The following is a 16226-nucleotide window of genomic DNA, read 5'->3' on the forward strand; positions in this document are numbered from 1 at the left end:
TTTCTCTCCTTATCGAATCGCCGTCATGAAGCGGCGAACCGTGATGCCATAGTAGATTGCATAAATCGCAGTATAGACGCCCATCCACACGAGGACCGGTATCGTGAAATTCATGCTCAACAAGTTAGAAAACGCGATGAGCGCCACGGTCGCATGCAGAATCCCGAGAGCGAACGGGGCGAGGAAGACAACGATGATCTGTTGGCGCACCGTCCGGCGCACATCCCGATCGGATATCCCGATTTTCTGTAAAATCGCATACTTCGACCGATCATCCTCTGCCTCCGTCATCGTCTTGAAGTAGATGACGCTGCCTGTCGCGACAAGGAAGACGAGTCCAAGGAATGTCCCGACAAAGAGAAGCGCCCCGTTCATCGCCATCGTCTCGGCGTACACGTCCGGTGCACTCGAGAACGATTCGAGACCGAGTTTCGTTAGACGTTCGGACTGGTCACGCTGATCCTTGAACGACTCCGTGAGGGCGACGTGATACGTCTCGCTCGGTTCCGTCATCGTCTTGAACATGTCGTTTGCGACGACGAGGAACGACCCGCCGAACGTCATCACGTTGAGCGGCGAATCTTCAAGGCGCGTTGTCACGTCAACCGTTTGTCCTGACAGTTCTGCCGATTCGAGATCTTCCGAATAACGTTCGTCATAGAACGGGTCGACCCATACGACCTCACCCTGTTTGAACGGGGCCGGCTCTGCTTCTCCGAGACCTTGAAGGAGATGCCGGTATGTCGACTCATCGATGACCCCGAGCTCACGCTCTCCGTACTGCGCTTCCGTCCGAATCGTCTTCTGTTCGACGCTTGATTCGAACGTCGCTCCATCCACCTCGACCGCATCCCCTTTCCAGGCGTACGTGTATGGTGTATACGACGACACATTTTCTTCCGCATAATAGTAGACACTGAAGATGGCCCCGCCTGCCGTGATCGCTGTCGCACTGATGATGCTGATCAACGTGAGCGTTTTTGCGTTCCCGCGGATGCGATATAGAAGCTGTGACGTCGTCAACAAGTTGAGCCGTTTCCATGACCAGCGCTCCTTCCCTTTCAACCACGTCAATCCGAAGATCAAGACACTATGGAAGAGAAGCGCCGATCCGATGACACTCAATCCGATGATGAGAAGCGGCATCGCGAGTCCGAGCATTTTCCAAAGGGATGACGTCATCAAATCCTGAAGCGCGAGCCAATACGCCACTCCAATCGCGAGCACACCTGTGAGAGCGACCCACCCTTTCGCCGTCGGGACGCCTTCCCCACTCTTGTCCGCATGGAACAAGTCAATCAACTTGAAACGATAGATGACCCGATAACCTTGGAACGAAGTGAAGAGGAAGATGGCAAGAAAGACGAGGAACGTCTCGATAAATGCCGACGCCGAGAAGGCGAAGCCGATATTCAAGTCACTGTCCATCAATCGCATCAATAGTTGTAAGAGCACATTCGACCCGAACAGCCCGAGAATGATGCCGACGACCAAGGACACCGCTCCGATGACGATGTTCTCAAACAAGAGCAACAGCCCGATTTGTTTCTTTCGGACACCGAGAAGTGAGTAGAGTCCCACTTCCCGTTTCCGTCCCCTTAGGAAAAATGCGTTCGAATAGGCGATAAAGAGGGCGACGAACAGCATCAGGATGAACGTCGATGTGCTCATCAATCCGCTGATCTTTTGTGATGTCTCCGCAAGCGCACTGATCTCATGACTGTGCTTCAGTGTCGCGAACGTGAAGTAGATGACGATGGAAAAGATGGTCGTCCCAACGTAGAGTGCGTATCGCGACAGATTACGCGCGACGTTTTTCTTCGCGAGCTCAAATAGCGTCATCGACCGCACCGCCTTTCGCGAGCTCCTCGAGGATTGATTGGTAGAATGCGTCCCGCGAGGCGTTGCCGCGAATGAGTTCTTTTTTCAACCGACCGTCTTGAATATAGAGGACACGGCGACAGAAACTTGCCGCGAAGGCGTCATGCGTCACCATCATGATTGTCGTCTCCGCCTCGTTCAAACGGGCGAGGGTGTCTAATAAATCGGTCGCCGACTTCGAGTCGAGCGCGCCGGTCGGTTCATCGGCAAAAATCAGTTTCGGGTCTGAAATGAGCGCCCGACAGACGGCCGTACGCTGTTTCTGTCCGCCTGAGATTTGGTACGGGTACTGCTCGAGGATCGCTTCGAGTCCGAACCGTTTCGCCAACCGTTCAACTTTTTCACGTGTCTCCTGGACCGGCGTCTTTGAAACGGCGAGCGGGAGCAACATGTTTTCCCGTACCGTCAACGAGTCAAGCAGGTTGTAGTCCTGAAAAATGAAGCCGAGATGATCACGCCGAAAATCGGCGAGTGCCTCCTCGTTCATCGATGCGATGTCGTCTCCTTCAACTAAAATCTCGCCTGACGTCGGCGTATCGATTGTCGCGAGGACGTTGAGTAACGTTGACTTCCCCGCTCCGGACGGTCCCATGATTCCGACGAATTCACCGTGTTCGATTGTGAACGAAACGTCATCGAGCGCCCGAAACGTCGCATCCCCTTTCCCATATGTTTTTTGAATCGCTTTTACCTGTAATAATGTTTCCATGTTCAACACCTCTTTCTGATTTTTACATTACGCTCCCTGTCTTAACTTGAACTCACGCGTACCTTACAAAATCCTTAAGTGCTATTCTTATAGAGAGGTGATGAAGATGAAGCAACCAAGAATTCTGATCGTAGATGATGAACAAGACTTATGTATGTTGATTCAACGCGCGCTCGAGAAGGAAGGATTTCACGAAATCCGGACCGCCCATACGTTGAAGGACGGGTTTGACGCCTTCGAGACGTTCCGTCCACACTTGGCGATTTTAGACGTCATGCTGCCGGACGGGGAAGGCTATCAGCTCTGCCAACAGATGCGGGCGCACTCTACTATCCCGATCCTCTTCCTATCTGCCAAATCGGAAGAAGTCGATAAACTGCTCGGACTCGCCATCGGTGGGGATGATTACATCACGAAGCCGTTCAGTCCAAAAGAAGTGGCCTTCCGCGTGAAAGCACAGCTGCGACGGGTGTCGATGATGGAAGCACCGATGGAAGAGACGACCGTCGGACCCTTTCAAATGAATGAAGACGAGACGGAAGTGTATGTGAACGGGGTGAGATTAGAGTTGACGGCCAAAGAAGTCGGTCTCCTCGCCTGCTTTTTACGCAACCCGAACCGAATCCTGAGCAAGGAGACGCTTTTTACCCAAGTATGGGGCGAGTCGTTCTTCGGGTCGGACAATACCGTCATGGTCCACATCCGGCGTCTCCGTGAAAAAGTCGAACCGAATCCATCCGAGCCGACATATATCAAGACGGTCAAGGGACTTGGCTATCGGTTGACGGTGTAAGGAGCAGTCATGATGAAATGGAAACTGACCGGTCGTTATTTACTGTCGATTCTATTGATTGTCACACTCGTCGTCTTTTTGAACATTGCCATCTTGTTCGGTCTCCTCATCAATGATCGGACAGGACTTGACGATGTCGAAAGCAACTCAGGGGAAACATTCACTCGAAACTTCAGTACGTATCTTTCAATTGAGGACGGCGAACCTGTCGTGTCAGAATCAGGGCGGGATGCGCTCGAACAGTACGGCGCGTTTGTTCGTTTTTTAGATGAAGCCGGACGTGTCGTCAGTGACGTCGATACTCCGAGCGGACTGCCTGACGCCTATTCTCCGATTGAGTTGATTCAAATCTATAAATATATGGACGATGAGCTTCGGCTTTACTTTATCGGAGAATATGAATCGTATAGCTATCTCATCGGTGTGCCCGAAGCGAGTGAGCGTCGAGCGTTATTCATGATTGATGAACAAGCGATTCTCTCGTATGTATCAAAGGCATTCCTTTGGATTCTTATCGTCGACCTGCTCGTCGCCGCCTTGATTGGCTTGTTATTCAGCTCACGTTTGACACGTCCCGTCTACCGCTTGACCGAGCGGATTCAACAGCTGAAGCAACGCGACTTTTCGACCGCCGAACCGAAGCAATCTGGGATTTATCGTCCTGTCTTCTATGACTTGAATGCCGTCTCACAGACGCTCAAAACGTACGAACGTCAGCGCGAAGAACTCGATGAACGTCGAAAAGAATGGATGAGCAACGTGTCTCACGATTTGTTGACCCCACTCGCATCCATTCAAGGGTACGCCGAACTGCTCGACGATGATTCGCTAGACGACACCGAGCGCAGACAATACGCGCACGTGATCGAGCGTCAGGCCAAATATATGAAGGAACTGCTCGACGATTTCAATTTGACGATGCGTCTGCAGCACGGCGACTTTCCGCTTACCCTCGAAGAGACAAGACTCGAGCCGTTCGTCCGTGAACTCGTGATCGATGTGTTGAATGATCCTCGCTTCAGTGAACGTCACATCGAATTTGAGTCGACCGAGTCAGGGTCCGTGTCACTCGACCGGCACTTTATGAAACGTGCCCTACTCAACTTCTTGTATAACGCCCTGCTCCACAACGACGATTTGGTCATCGTGACCGTTCGAGTCGAAGGCGATATCATGACGATTACAGACAATGGTAATGGAATCGCCGAATCTGATTTACCTTATATTTTTGAACGCTATTACCGGGGCACGAATACGGACGATGCGCGCGGAAGCGGTCTCGGCATGGCCATCTCGCGGGACATCATCGAAGCCCACGGTGGGAAGGTCGAGGTCGATAGTGAACAAGGACGAGGCACAACGATTCGAATCACATTTACGCCATAACAAAAAGGGACGCTCAGGCGTCCCTTGTCTGTGTCGTATAGCTAGCAATCCATGTTTCAAGTTCTTGAAGCGGCAACGGTCTAGAGAAATAGTACCCTTGCATCTCGTCACAGCCGAGTCCACGTAATGCGTTCCACTGCTCAAGCGTTTCGACGCCTTCACAAACCGTCTTCAAGTTCAATCCGCGTGCTAAGTCGACGATGGATTCAACGATGACGTTCCCGGTCGGGTCGTTCTCTGTCACTTGAATGAACTGTCGATCGATTTTGATCTCATGAATCGGATAGTGCTTTAAGTAGACGAATGCTGAGAACCCGGTCCCGAAGTCATCGATGGAAATGGAAAATCCTTCTTCCCGGAAGGCGATGAAACGGTCGATGACGTGTTGCTGGTTTTCCATCCCAACGCTCTCTGTAATCTCCAGAGTCATATAACTCGTACAGATTCCTTCTTCACGTGCGATTTGGGCAAATTTTTCGACGACCCCTTCAGATAAGAAATGACGCGCCGATAAGTTGAGCGCAAGCTCGTAGCGGTCTCCACGATTATGCCACTGTTTGAGCTGGCGACAGGCCGTTACGAACGCCCATTCTTCTAGGTCGATGATGATCCCCGTCGATTCGGCGAGCGGAATGAAATCGAGTGGCGGTACGAGACCACGCTCCGGATGATTCCAGCGCATCAATCCTTCGAACCCTTTCAATTTTCCAGAATCAGCAATAACTTTTGGTTGATAATATAACTCAAACTGTTCTGATAAGACTCCCAATCGTAGGTTCATCTCTAGCCTTAGGCGATCTGATGCTTTCTGTGCCATCTCCTCTTCAAAAAACGCAATGACTCCCCGCTTCCCATTCGATTGACCCGCAACAACCCGAGTTGTATGAATCATGTCTAATGTGGAGCGACCTTCAATTTCAATCGAGATGAACGCGCTCGTCGTCAACACAACATCTAATTCATTAATTCGATACGGGAGACGTGTCACTTGCTCACATAAGTGTTCCGCAAGCGTATGCACTTTCCTCCGTTCCCCGTAAGGAATCCAAATGACAAATCCAGATTGAGACGTTCGAGCCATTCGAGACTCATCGACCACCTTGCGCAATCGACTCGCCATTTCTTTGACAATCAAATCAGACGCTTCAGAACCGATAGCATCTTCAATCGATCGAAAATCATCGGCTCGAATATAAAGAACAGCACCGAGAAAACCTTTCGTATGAAGACGAAGTGAATCGATTTCATCGACAAACGCGTACTTATTCATCAATCCCGTTAATTCATCCGTATAGGCCAGTTGATGAAGATGTTCATCAATCAACTGACGGTCGAGTCGAAAGTAAAGGATTGCGATAAAGTCCGCAAGCGTGCTCACAATTAATTCTTCAAGATAGTTCCACTTCCGCGGTAAAAATGTTTCGCAACAAATCACACCTTTAGCGCGATTGTTCGCGTAAATCGGAGCATCGAGCATCGAGTGGATACGCTGACCTTCCACAAAATACTCTGTGTATAGTTCCTTCACCCACGGGTGACTTCGAACGTCCTCGAACTTGAGGACCCGTTCTGTCTGAAGCGCCTCAAAATAGTCCGCTGCGAGTTCACGATGAACCGTCAACTTCGGATAATGTGTACCTGATTCGTGAGAATAGGCGACTTGGCACGAAATGGATTGATATGATGTGTCAAAATGCCAAATTGACACTGTATCGACCGCCAGCATATCAGCGACGATCTCACACATATATCGAATCGCCTCCTGTACGGTTTTCTCGGTCACAATCGGCATTCTCACGAGCTCGAACAGTTTCTCTTGATGTTTACGATATGTTCGGTTTGAAAAGTTCTTCTCGATCATCAGTCTGCTACCTCACCAAATTTATTTTGACCTAATGATAGCATGAAACATCACACGTCACGTTTTCCAAAATTCAACAGAAAGTCAATACTTCCTCCTTTTTCGATTCTGTTAAATATCCATTTATACCCATTTATAAATTATTGACCTCCTTTTCAAGAAAGGGACGTGAATTGACCTTTTGCCCCATTGCTTGCTCATTTCGTCTCACCGTACAATAAACTTGTATTGTTTCACTTGTTGAATGGTTTCATTCTCACTCTTTGAAAGGATGTGACGCTATGAATTCAAAGTCTGGTCTCACTTACTCATTCGCGGCTCTCGCAGCGGTAAGTATACTTGCCCACGCGGACGAAGCTGCGGCTGCGACCACGCATACGGTACGTTCTGGTGATACATTATGGTCCATCAGCCGTTCCTACGATGTATCTGTCGCGACGGTTAAATCTTTGAACGGACTATCCTCTAACCATATTCGCGTCGGTCAGACACTACGTCTCACAGGAAATGCGTCTGCATCGACAGGTGGTTCATCGTTGACAGCTGCGAGTACGAATCGTGTCACGACGACGCATGCGTTGAACATGCGACTCGCCGGAGGAACGTGGCACCGCGTCCTCTTGACGATTCCAAAAGGCAAAACGCTCACCCCGATTCAATCAAAAGGATCGTGGACGAAAGTCAGTTACGGCGGACAGACCGGGTGGGTGCATAACGACTATTTACAAAAAGCTTCCACGTCAAGCGGAGCAGACACGCCTTCGACTGTCACACCGAACGCGGCGACGGCCCAAACGAAAGTAAACTTGAATCTTCGCTCGTCGAAGTCAACAAAGACGACCGTGGTACTCACGATTCCTAAGGGCAAGACGGTCACCGTCTTAGCTGTCGAAGGCTCATGGTCGAAAGTAAAGTACGGGACAAAAACTGGATATGTCGCCAATACATATTTAACGACATCTGAATCAGCGACATCTACGTCACCGAGTACAGAACAATCCATCAACCAACAGTTCACCACGACCGCAAACTTGAATGTTCGGCAAGGTGCCGGCATCGGCTACGCCCTCGTCACGTCCATCCCGAACGGCACGGTCGTCCAGGCGACGAAACAGTCAGGTAGCTGGTACTATGTCACGTATAATGGTAAATCCGGATACGTGAGCGCCGGTTATTTAAAGCAAACGACCACGACACCGAGTGACCCTGCCCCCAATGAAGGAGATGCCGGTGCTGGCAATGCCACTGTTGATTACATCGTCAACACTCCCTCTTTGAACGTCCGTTCGAGCTCTTCAACGAGTGCGACGATTATCGGTAGTGTCAAAGCGGGACAGACGTTGCGCGTCGTCGAGTCTTCAAAAGGTTGGCTACAAATCTATTACGGGAATACGGTCGGCTTTGTTGCCTCGGCCTATGTGAAAACGGTCCCGAAAGGCTCGGCAGAAGGTCCGGCTTGGGTCGAAGGTTCCTATGACGCAAACTCGTACTATACGTACTATCCGACTTCGATTCGGTCACAGGCGAGCGAGGCGAGCAGTACGGTCGGTTCGACACTCCGCGGAGAACTGTTGAACATCATTGGAGAGACGGCTACGCACTATCGGCTCTCTTCAGGATTTGTCGCAAAATCAGCCGTCACAGAAATCAAAGGACAAAGCGCTCAGTCTACACGACTTTCGACCATCCAGGTGGCTAAACAGTATGTGGGTACACCATACGTGTGGGCATCTTCTAGCCCGGCCAACGGCGGATTCGATTGTTCAGGTCTCATCTATTATGTATTCAATCAATCCGGTGTCAGCATCCCACGTACGAACGTGGCCAATTACTGGGGCGGTGCTTACTTCGGAGCACAATTACCGAAGTCGTTCGTCCCGCAGCCCGGTGATCTCGTCTTTTTCGAAAACACGTATACCGCAGGACCATCGCATATGGGCATCATGATTAACGCTGATATATTCATCCATGCCGGTTCATACGGATTAGGTTATAACCAAATCAGTAAAGAACCGTATTGGCAATCACGCTTAATCGGTTATAAGCGCCCGTGACTTTAGTCACGTTAATAAACCCGACAAAAGTCGGGTTTTTCTTTCGTTTTGCAGGAATTTCATCCCGTGACCCGAAATCGGAGTATGATGAAGAAAAAAAGGAGGTGCCGGATGGGCCAATCCCGTTTCGCGAAAATTCCATACCGTATCTACACGATGGCGCTTGCGGTCGCTTGTCTCATCGGTGTCCTGTTGTTTGGGCTTGGAACGAGTTTTTATTGGCATGAAAAACAAGAAGCCATCGACCAGACGATCGCGAATTTGAATCAGGCGGCAGACCTGGCTGGTGTCGAAGCGTATGTGACGCTCTTCGAGGCGGCGACCCGTTACGAGGAACAGTCGAATCAGACGTCATCGTTCTTATCCACACCGTACAAAGAACGGGCACTCCAATACAATGAGCGCTTATTGAACGACTTCGAAGCTGGTATAAACGAACGGGAACGAGAGACGCTTCAGACGTTCTCGAACGATTTGAACCGTATTCTCGAAGAAGAGCGATTCGAGGCGGTCCCGAACGATGTCATCAGTTCAATCAATCGCCGTTGGTTCTATCGAGCGCTCGAACAAACGAATCAACCGAATGCAGCTTATGAACTGATTGACGCTATTATGCGGATGCAATCGATGCTCATGCGAAACGGCGCTTCCTTACTCGGTGATTCAATTGACGAGAACCAACTGGCCAGTACCGTTGATTTGATTGTAGGCGAAGCGGCAATCATCCAAACAATCATCGCATCGAACACAACGTTACAAACGAAAGCGGTCATCGACGTGGCAGAAAGTGGTCAATCGTTCGCCAATATGGCAAACCGTGAGGCATCTCTAGAAGCTCGTTATGTCAATTCAACGAACGTCTACGAAGATGCGTATGGGGCTCTTCGCTCGATTCGCTCTACTTCAGAGATCGCGCTACGAGAAGAAAGTAAACATTACCAACTTCTCGCCACTATCTCATTCGTCATGATATTCCTCTTATCACTCGGACTGATTTTCCTGCTTTACTATACGCGCAAGCGTTACAATCACGATTTGGCGCACCTCAAGGCACGAGCGCTTGCTATCGATCCAAGTCTCACGCCGGTTGAAGAGATGTTCCCGAAGACGCATGACTTCCGTGGCATTGAGGACGAGTTACGCGAGATTGCCGCAAGCGTTCATTCGACCTTCCATGAGCTCGAAAATCGCTCACAGGATCTCGTGCGCTATCACGAACGTTGGTCGTCCCTCTTTTCAGAGACCGGGCTCGCCATCGCGCTGATGGATGATTCTTATAATCTGATTGAACGAAATGAGATGTTCCGTCAGTTTTTTGGCGACCGAAATTTATATGAGATCAACCAACTGTTCACCGAGACGGGTCGCCGTTTGTTTGAACAAGCACTTGAAGGCGTGACCAACCAAGGAACGAGCGCCCAATTCATCATTCATTTGAAAGGCGAACATACTCGTTATTTGAACGTGAAATTGACACCGCTAAAACGAGAAGAACAATTGACATATTATTTGATTGTTGAAGATGAGACCGATCGTGTCGAGCGGGAACGAAAAGTCGACCGTCTCGTGCGCTTTGATTTGGCGACCAACCTCTACAACGAGTATGGCTTCATCCGCAGATGGGAGAATCAAGAGATTGACGGTGCATTCGTCTTGATTAGACTGCATGACTACCATCACCTCGTCGATTGGTACGATCCGGCATACGCCGATCTTCTCATGAACGAGTTCGCGCGCACCGTCGAGGCTCGCCTCTCCAAATATGCACAACATCTATTCGGGCGGTATCGGGACGATACGTTCATGCTGTATGTCAGAGGCTTCTCTTTTGAGGATGAACATGAATTATTGGAACTGTTCCCGACGGAATTGACAGTCAATCATAAACGACAAAATGTACACATCCAAATCGGTGCAACCGAGACGAAACCTGCGTATAACGATTGTTTGTTTGAGGCGATGAAGGCGTTACAACACGCCAAAGAAACCCGCATCCCATCGGTTTGGTATGACTCAGACATCCTAGCCCAGATGCAACTCGCCGCACTGATTGAGCAGGCGCTTCCAGAGGCGATCCGAAAAGGTGAATTGACGGTCGCCTATCAGCCACAAGTCGAGCTGAAAACAGACCGTGTCGTCGGGGCGGAAGTACTCGCCCGCTGGACACATCCTGACGTCGGAGTCGTTCCACCGAACGAATTCATTCGTGTCGCAGAGCGATCCGATCAAATCTTATGGCTATCGCATAACATTCTCGACCAGACGATCGCACAGCTCGTCGCGTGGCAAGACACACCTTTCGAAGACATCTCACTGTCGTTCAACTTGTCGGCTCATTCGGTCGACCCGTCGATTGTAGCGAAACTTCGGGACTCCATCGAGCTACATCCTTGGCTACCGGACCGATTGAAGATTGAATTGACGGAGTCGTCAGATATTATGTCGTATGAGAGTGAACTCGAACGGTTAGAAGATATCGCCGACCTCGGATATTGCCTCTCGATTGACGACTTCGGGACCGGATATGCCTCATTCGAAGCGATTTGGCATTTGCCGATTCAAGAAGTCAAAATCGACCGGATGTATGTGAGTGGGAAGGCGAAAGAAAGTACATCCTTCTTACGTGCCGTGTCGCGTTTTGCGAACGAGCAACAGCTGACCGCCCTCGCTGAAGGCATCGAGACCGATGACGACCTGTCACGAATGATTCATGAAGGAGTCGAGCTCGGGCAGGGCTACTACTTCTCACCAGCTCTTGATGCGGCTTCATTTGAAACTTGGGTCAACACGAAGGGACACTCGCATTGAGTGTCCCTTTTTTCAGCGTGATTGAATCTCTTCATATAATGCTCGCGTCGCTTCTGCCGACGACTGATTGAGATAGATTGGTTCTGCCGACCAATCGAGTCGAATGACCGGTTCGACATCGCGATCGATAAACAGGAGGACATCTTCTCCTGCTTCCGTGCGAAAATGTCCAGTCAGACGTGTTCCCGTGTCTGCTCCGTTCGTCCGACGCGCGATGTCCGGTAAGATTGTCCATGTCACGTCTTCCACTTCATCGAGCGGGATTTCACGACCATAACTGCCTTCAATGACAATCACCGAGTCTGTTACAGTCACCTCAGTCGGTTGACTGAACCAAAATAGGAGCGCGGGCACACCGACGAGTAATACGACAGAGACGATGATGATTGGGATGAGGCGCTTTTTCCCACCCGGTCTCAAACGACCAGATTCATCAAAGATGTTCCCGTCATACCGCTGCATCCGCCAAAGCATGGCGACGATGAAGACGAATAGGACGAGAAAGAACGGTTCGAGTGGTGCGCTCCATCCAGACAAGTCGATGAGTGCAATCAACAGAAACATCGCGCCAATGCCGTAACACATCCAAGCAATCAGTCGCGCCACCCGCTTGATGTCGACACGTTCTTGCCTCTCTTTAGACATCGTATTATACCCTGAGATCAAATGATACCAGCCGAACCTGTCTACCGCGAAGCCTAATACGACGACGATTCCTGCTGCTAGAATGAGAATCCACATATACCTCGCCTCCTCTCCTTTCTTTACGATACAAGACTTCTGAAGGATTCAAATTACACGAAAACAGGACCGCCTATATGAGCAGTCCTAAACAATGTTAGTTTGAAGTTGGTGTGTTCGATGGACGTTGCATCCGTCCGATTCCTTCGTACGAAACAGCACTCGGGTCGCGCGCAAACTTCCACGCGTTTCGCGCATCAATCAAGCGACGCTGGCGCATACTCGAAAAGGACTCCGGTCTCAAATTCACGAGTTCATCCCATTCCGTGACGAGAACAGCACAGTCCGCACCATGCAACGCCTCTTCAATCGATGCCGCCTGCGGATACTCCCACGTCGCAATCGGATCATACCCGATGACTTCAACGTCTCGGGCGACCATATGGTGCGCGAGTAAAATCGACGGGGCATCCCGCATATCGTCCGTTCCCGGCTTGAATGCCAAACCAAGAATCGCAATCCGCATGTTCGGTTGAAGATTTAGTTTAGACAGCACATATTCGATTTGCGTCTCATTCACTTTTGCCGCCGCTCGGATGACACGTAAGTCAATCTCATTCTCTTTCGCGACATGAAGCAGTGCGTTCATATCTTTCGGGAAGCACGATCCGCCATATCCAATTCCTGCGTTTAAGAACGAGCGTCCGATACGCGGATCGAGTCCCATTCCATCCGCAATTGTTATAATATCAGCACCTGCTTTATCGGCTAAGCGCGACAAATCATTCATGAAGCTGATTTTCGTGGCCAAAAATGCATTCGATGCGTATTTGATGAGTTCTGCGTTGATGGGTATCGTACAGATGAGCGGAACGCCGAGACGACCGTATATGCCGGCCAGCTCCTCTGACACTTCAATGTCCTCACAGCCGATAACGACCCGATGTGGCTTCATGACATCCGCAAGTGCACGTCCCTCTTGTAAAAATTCAGGTACGATTGCAAACGTATGAGAGGGATACATGATGTTCAATAAATCTGTCGTACCGGGGGGGACTGAACTACGAATGATAATTTTATGCTTCGTTCTCAGTTCCGAAAGGACTGCTTCGATATAGGATAAGTCACAGCTACCATCTGACTTGCTCGGTGTCCCGACCGCAAGAATCAAATAGTCGACCTGCTCCGTATCCGCAACACGATCTGTTAACGTGATTTGATCGGCGTGCTCTTGTAGCACCTCTGCCATGCCTGGTTCATGGAATGGTGGGTGTCCACTCATGAGGAGACGTAACTTCTCTTCGTCAGCCTCGACACCGATGACGTGATGACCGGCTTTTGCCAATCCGCAAAGTGTGGCCAATCCAACGTATCCTAAACCAATAATTCCAAATTTCACATCTGTTCCTCCTTCAATCATCTTTTCTAAGCGTACCGAAACACACCTAAGAAGTGAAGCTTCTAACACTCTCTCGATGTTCTTTGCTATAATGAGTCAAAATGATGGGTGAAAGGACAAATTGCATGGGCTTAATCGCTTTCTTCTTAGTGACCTTGTTCGTTTATTTCTGGTTTCCGGTCCGGGGGGGACTGAAAACTTTTTTACTTGTATTAATCATGGTGAGCGGATGGCTCTCGATTTTTGAACTTGTTGCCATTCTAGAAGCTCGACCGTGGATCTTTGCACCAATCCTAATCGTCATTGCTTCAGTGATTTGGAAAGTACAACGCGACCGGAAGCAACAAATGAAGAAAAGTGTTTGACACTCAGTCAGGCGCTTTTTCTTTTTGTATTATTCGAGAAATTCTGTAAAACTCCTGTATCCATGCAAAAACAAAAACGCTCTCAGCGGGTGAGGGCGTCTTCTTTGTGATTTTGTTCGCTACCCATAAATGCTTCCATCGTCGCCGATGTTTCCGAAGAGATTCCATCTCTTTTGAGTACTTTATAGACGGTTTGAAAGATAATCTTCCAGTCACCTATAAACGTGATGTTGTCGACATACTGCACATCCATCTCGAATCGTTCTTCCCACGATAAACGATTGCGTCCGTTCACTTGTGCAAGACCAGTCAATCCCGGTCTCACCTCATGGCGACGCATTTGTCTATCGTTATAACGTGGTAAATACTCAACGAGCAGAGGCCGCGGTCCAACGATGGATAAATCACCTTTCACAATGTTCATCAAACTAGGCAATTCATCGATGCTGAGCGAACGCAACTTTTGCCCGAATGATGTCAAACGCTTGTCATCAGAAAGAAGTTCTCCCGCCTCGTCCCTTTCGTCTGTCATTGTCCGGAATTTAATCATCTCAAAAATCACACCGTCTTTTCCGGGACGCTTTTGCTTGAATAAAATCGGTCCACCTAGTTTGAGGCGAATCAGAAGAGCAGTCCCCCCTATGAGAGGACTAAGTAACACTAAAGCAACTATTGCTAACAAAAGATCTTGAGGGCGCTTAAAAAAACGACGATACATGTTCATTTGAGTTCTCCCTTCTTTATACGCTTAAACGGAAGAATCGATTGAATCAAATCTTTTTCAAACTGATTCACCGTAAAGAACCAAGTAAACACCGCATATAGAGCAACAAGTCCCACTGCTTTATATAAAAATTCAATCATATTTGAGGATGGATGTAGGTGTTGAATCACCATCCCGATAACTAATGTCAACAAAAGTCCAGGCAGTAGCTGTAAATGACATTCTTTAAAAAATCGCAAAACATCTATCTTTAATATTTTTACGTAGATGATATTCATAAATACAGCATTTCCACTTAAGTAACCAATCATGAGAGCGAGTGCTGCTCCACTCGCGCCGTAGGTCCCACTCAAAAATATTGCGAGCACTAAACCGATGACTGCCGAGATTACCATCCCGTAAGCTCGATACCGAATTTGATTTGTCGTTACAAGGTGGATGTTTGCAATTTCTTGAGGAAGCGTAATCACACCCATCGCAATGAGTAACGACGCAACAATATATGATTCGCGAAATGCATCACCTACCCAAAAGTGAATAAATTCCGATCCAATCGCAATGAATGTTACTGTAATGAATCCCACAACATAGAGTTGAATCCTACCAACCCGAATCATCAGGTTTTCGATATCTTTAACATCACCTGAATGGGTGAGCCTTGATACTTTTGGCAAAAAAAGTGAATTGACTGCTGTCGCTATAAGCAATACATAACCTTGAACAACCATCCCGATCGAAAAGATTGCAACGGCAACCCCACTTGCTACAATCACAAGTACTGTCGGCATGATATTCATTAGAAAGTTATGTGTTGCAGCAACAGTCGTTTGCCAAGAGGAAAAAACAAAAATTTCACGGTACATCCCTTTCCCGCTGGCCATGAAGTCTATTTTAGTATCTGTATATTTAAAGATGTATAGTACTTTGAAAATATTATTTAATAATATAACAATCGCATTGATTACAACGAGCGCATATACGCCATACCCCATTACAAGAGCTACGATTGTACAGGTTACAATCACTACTTTCTCAAAAAATAGCAATGAATTGAATTGAATGAAACGCTCATTTACGATAAACACTGCATCGAGTGGCTTAGATATTAGAGTAATCAAAATGTAAAAAGCAACAATTGGGTACATAAATTGTAGTTTCTCTAAATCACCAGCACTCAAATTACCGTAAAGATTATCTAGAAACACATATAAAATGGCTAACACGACCGCTAATATAAAGGTCAGCAAAAAAAATAATTTGTAGGCGATGCCTAGAAAGCGGATTTCACCTTGCCGATCCCCATCATTTCGATATTTACTTAAAAATCTGGCAACTACTACTTCAAGACCTAGATTAAATGCGAAAATGGCAATGATGGAAAACGATAAAATGTATAATCCATAATTAGCTTGACCAATCTTTCCGATCATCCATGGCGTATAGAGAAATCCTGAAATGATATTGAAACCAATTGAAACGTAGGATACCAAGGCACCATATTTAATTTGATTCGAACTGACTTCTTCCGGTTCGAGAGCATATTTGGTCGCCATAGGTATCCCTCC

12 protein-coding genes are annotated in these 16226 nt (G+C 48.4%); 5 read left to right on the forward strand and 7 right to left on the reverse strand.

The window, feature by feature from the left end; all coding sequences use genetic code 11:
• Positions 1–9: 9 nt before the first annotated feature.
• Together KNO95_RS07960 and KNO95_RS07965 are read right to left on the reverse strand one after the other, a co-directional pair.
• Positions 10–1842, reverse strand: coding sequence for an FtsX-like permease family protein (locus KNO95_RS07960; protein WP_026825223.1), 1833 nt, complete (start codon positions 1840–1842; stop codon positions 10–12).
• Positions 1829–2590 carry an ABC transporter ATP-binding protein gene (locus KNO95_RS07965; protein ID WP_026825222.1) on the reverse strand — a complete coding sequence of 254 codons (762 nt, stop codon included), beginning with the start codon at positions 2588–2590 and terminating at the stop codon, positions 1829–1831. The genes KNO95_RS07960 and KNO95_RS07965 overlap by 14 nt, the downstream gene beginning before the upstream one ends.
• Before the next feature lie 106 nt (positions 2591–2696).
• Between KNO95_RS07965 and KNO95_RS07970 the strand changes: the two genes are divergently transcribed.
• On the forward strand, positions 2697–3383 hold the full coding sequence (locus tag KNO95_RS07970) for a response regulator transcription factor (RefSeq protein ID WP_026825221.1): 687 nt from the start codon (positions 2697–2699) through the stop codon (positions 3381–3383).
• Positions 3384–3395: 12 nt separating this feature from the next.
• Positions 3396–4769: a sensor histidine kinase gene (locus tag KNO95_RS07975; protein WP_353048122.1), complete on the forward strand. Its 1374-nt coding sequence runs from the start codon at positions 3396–3398 to the stop codon at positions 4767–4769.
• A gap of 13 nt (positions 4770–4782) precedes the next feature.
• Here KNO95_RS07975 and KNO95_RS07980 read toward each other — a convergent pair whose 3' ends face one another.
• A complete protein-coding gene (locus tag KNO95_RS07980) occupies positions 4783–6630 on the reverse strand; it encodes a sensor domain-containing phosphodiesterase (RefSeq protein WP_214703255.1) in 1848 nt (615 codons plus the stop codon).
• 281 nt (positions 6631–6911) lie between these two features.
• On the opposite strand from KNO95_RS07980, the gene KNO95_RS07985 reads away from it, so the two are divergent.
• Both KNO95_RS07985 and KNO95_RS07990 read left to right on the forward strand, forming a co-directional pair.
• Positions 6912–8684, forward strand: a complete 1773-nt coding sequence (locus tag KNO95_RS07985) for a C40 family peptidase (RefSeq protein WP_214878623.1) — start codon at positions 6912–6914, stop codon at positions 8682–8684.
• 111 nt (positions 8685–8795) lie between these two features.
• Positions 8796–11492, forward strand: a complete 2697-nt coding sequence (locus KNO95_RS07990; protein WP_214878625.1) for an EAL domain-containing protein — start codon at positions 8796–8798, stop codon at positions 11490–11492.
• A 12-nt stretch (positions 11493–11504) separates the two neighbouring features.
• Here KNO95_RS07990 and KNO95_RS07995 read toward each other — a convergent pair whose 3' ends face one another.
• Positions 11505–12233 (reverse strand): DUF3784 domain-containing protein, encoded by a 729-nt coding sequence (locus tag KNO95_RS07995; RefSeq protein WP_214703252.1) that lies wholly within the window; start codon positions 12231–12233, stop codon positions 11505–11507.
• Between the two features lie 97 nt (positions 12234–12330).
• Complete coding sequence (locus KNO95_RS08000) at positions 12331–13572, reverse strand: UDP-glucose dehydrogenase family protein (RefSeq protein WP_214703251.1); 1242 nt, start codon at positions 13570–13572, stop codon at positions 12331–12333.
• Between the two features lie 125 nt (positions 13573–13697).
• On the opposite strand from KNO95_RS08000, the gene KNO95_RS08005 reads away from it, so the two are divergent.
• On the forward strand, positions 13698–13937 hold the full coding sequence (locus tag KNO95_RS08005) for a hypothetical protein (protein ID WP_026825214.1): 240 nt from the start codon (positions 13698–13700) through the stop codon (positions 13935–13937).
• Positions 13938–14019: 82 nt separating this feature from the next.
• On the opposite strand, the gene KNO95_RS08010 is transcribed toward KNO95_RS08005, so the two are convergent.
• Together KNO95_RS08010 and KNO95_RS08015 are read right to left on the reverse strand one after the other, a co-directional pair.
• Positions 14020–14661 (reverse strand): sugar transferase, encoded by a 642-nt coding sequence (locus tag KNO95_RS08010; protein ID WP_285801757.1) that lies wholly within the window; start codon positions 14659–14661, stop codon positions 14020–14022.
• A complete protein-coding gene (locus KNO95_RS08015) occupies positions 14658–16214 on the reverse strand; it encodes a lipopolysaccharide biosynthesis protein (RefSeq protein ID WP_214703250.1) in 1557 nt (518 codons plus the stop codon). Before KNO95_RS08015 ends, KNO95_RS08010 begins: the two co-directional genes overlap by 4 nt.
• Between the last annotated feature and the right edge of the window lie 12 nt (positions 16215–16226).

This window comes from Exiguobacterium sp. ERU653 (genome assembly GCF_018617775.1).
In the GTDB taxonomy this organism is placed as follows: domain Bacteria; phylum Bacillota; class Bacilli; order Exiguobacteriales; family Exiguobacteriaceae; genus Exiguobacterium; species Exiguobacterium marinum.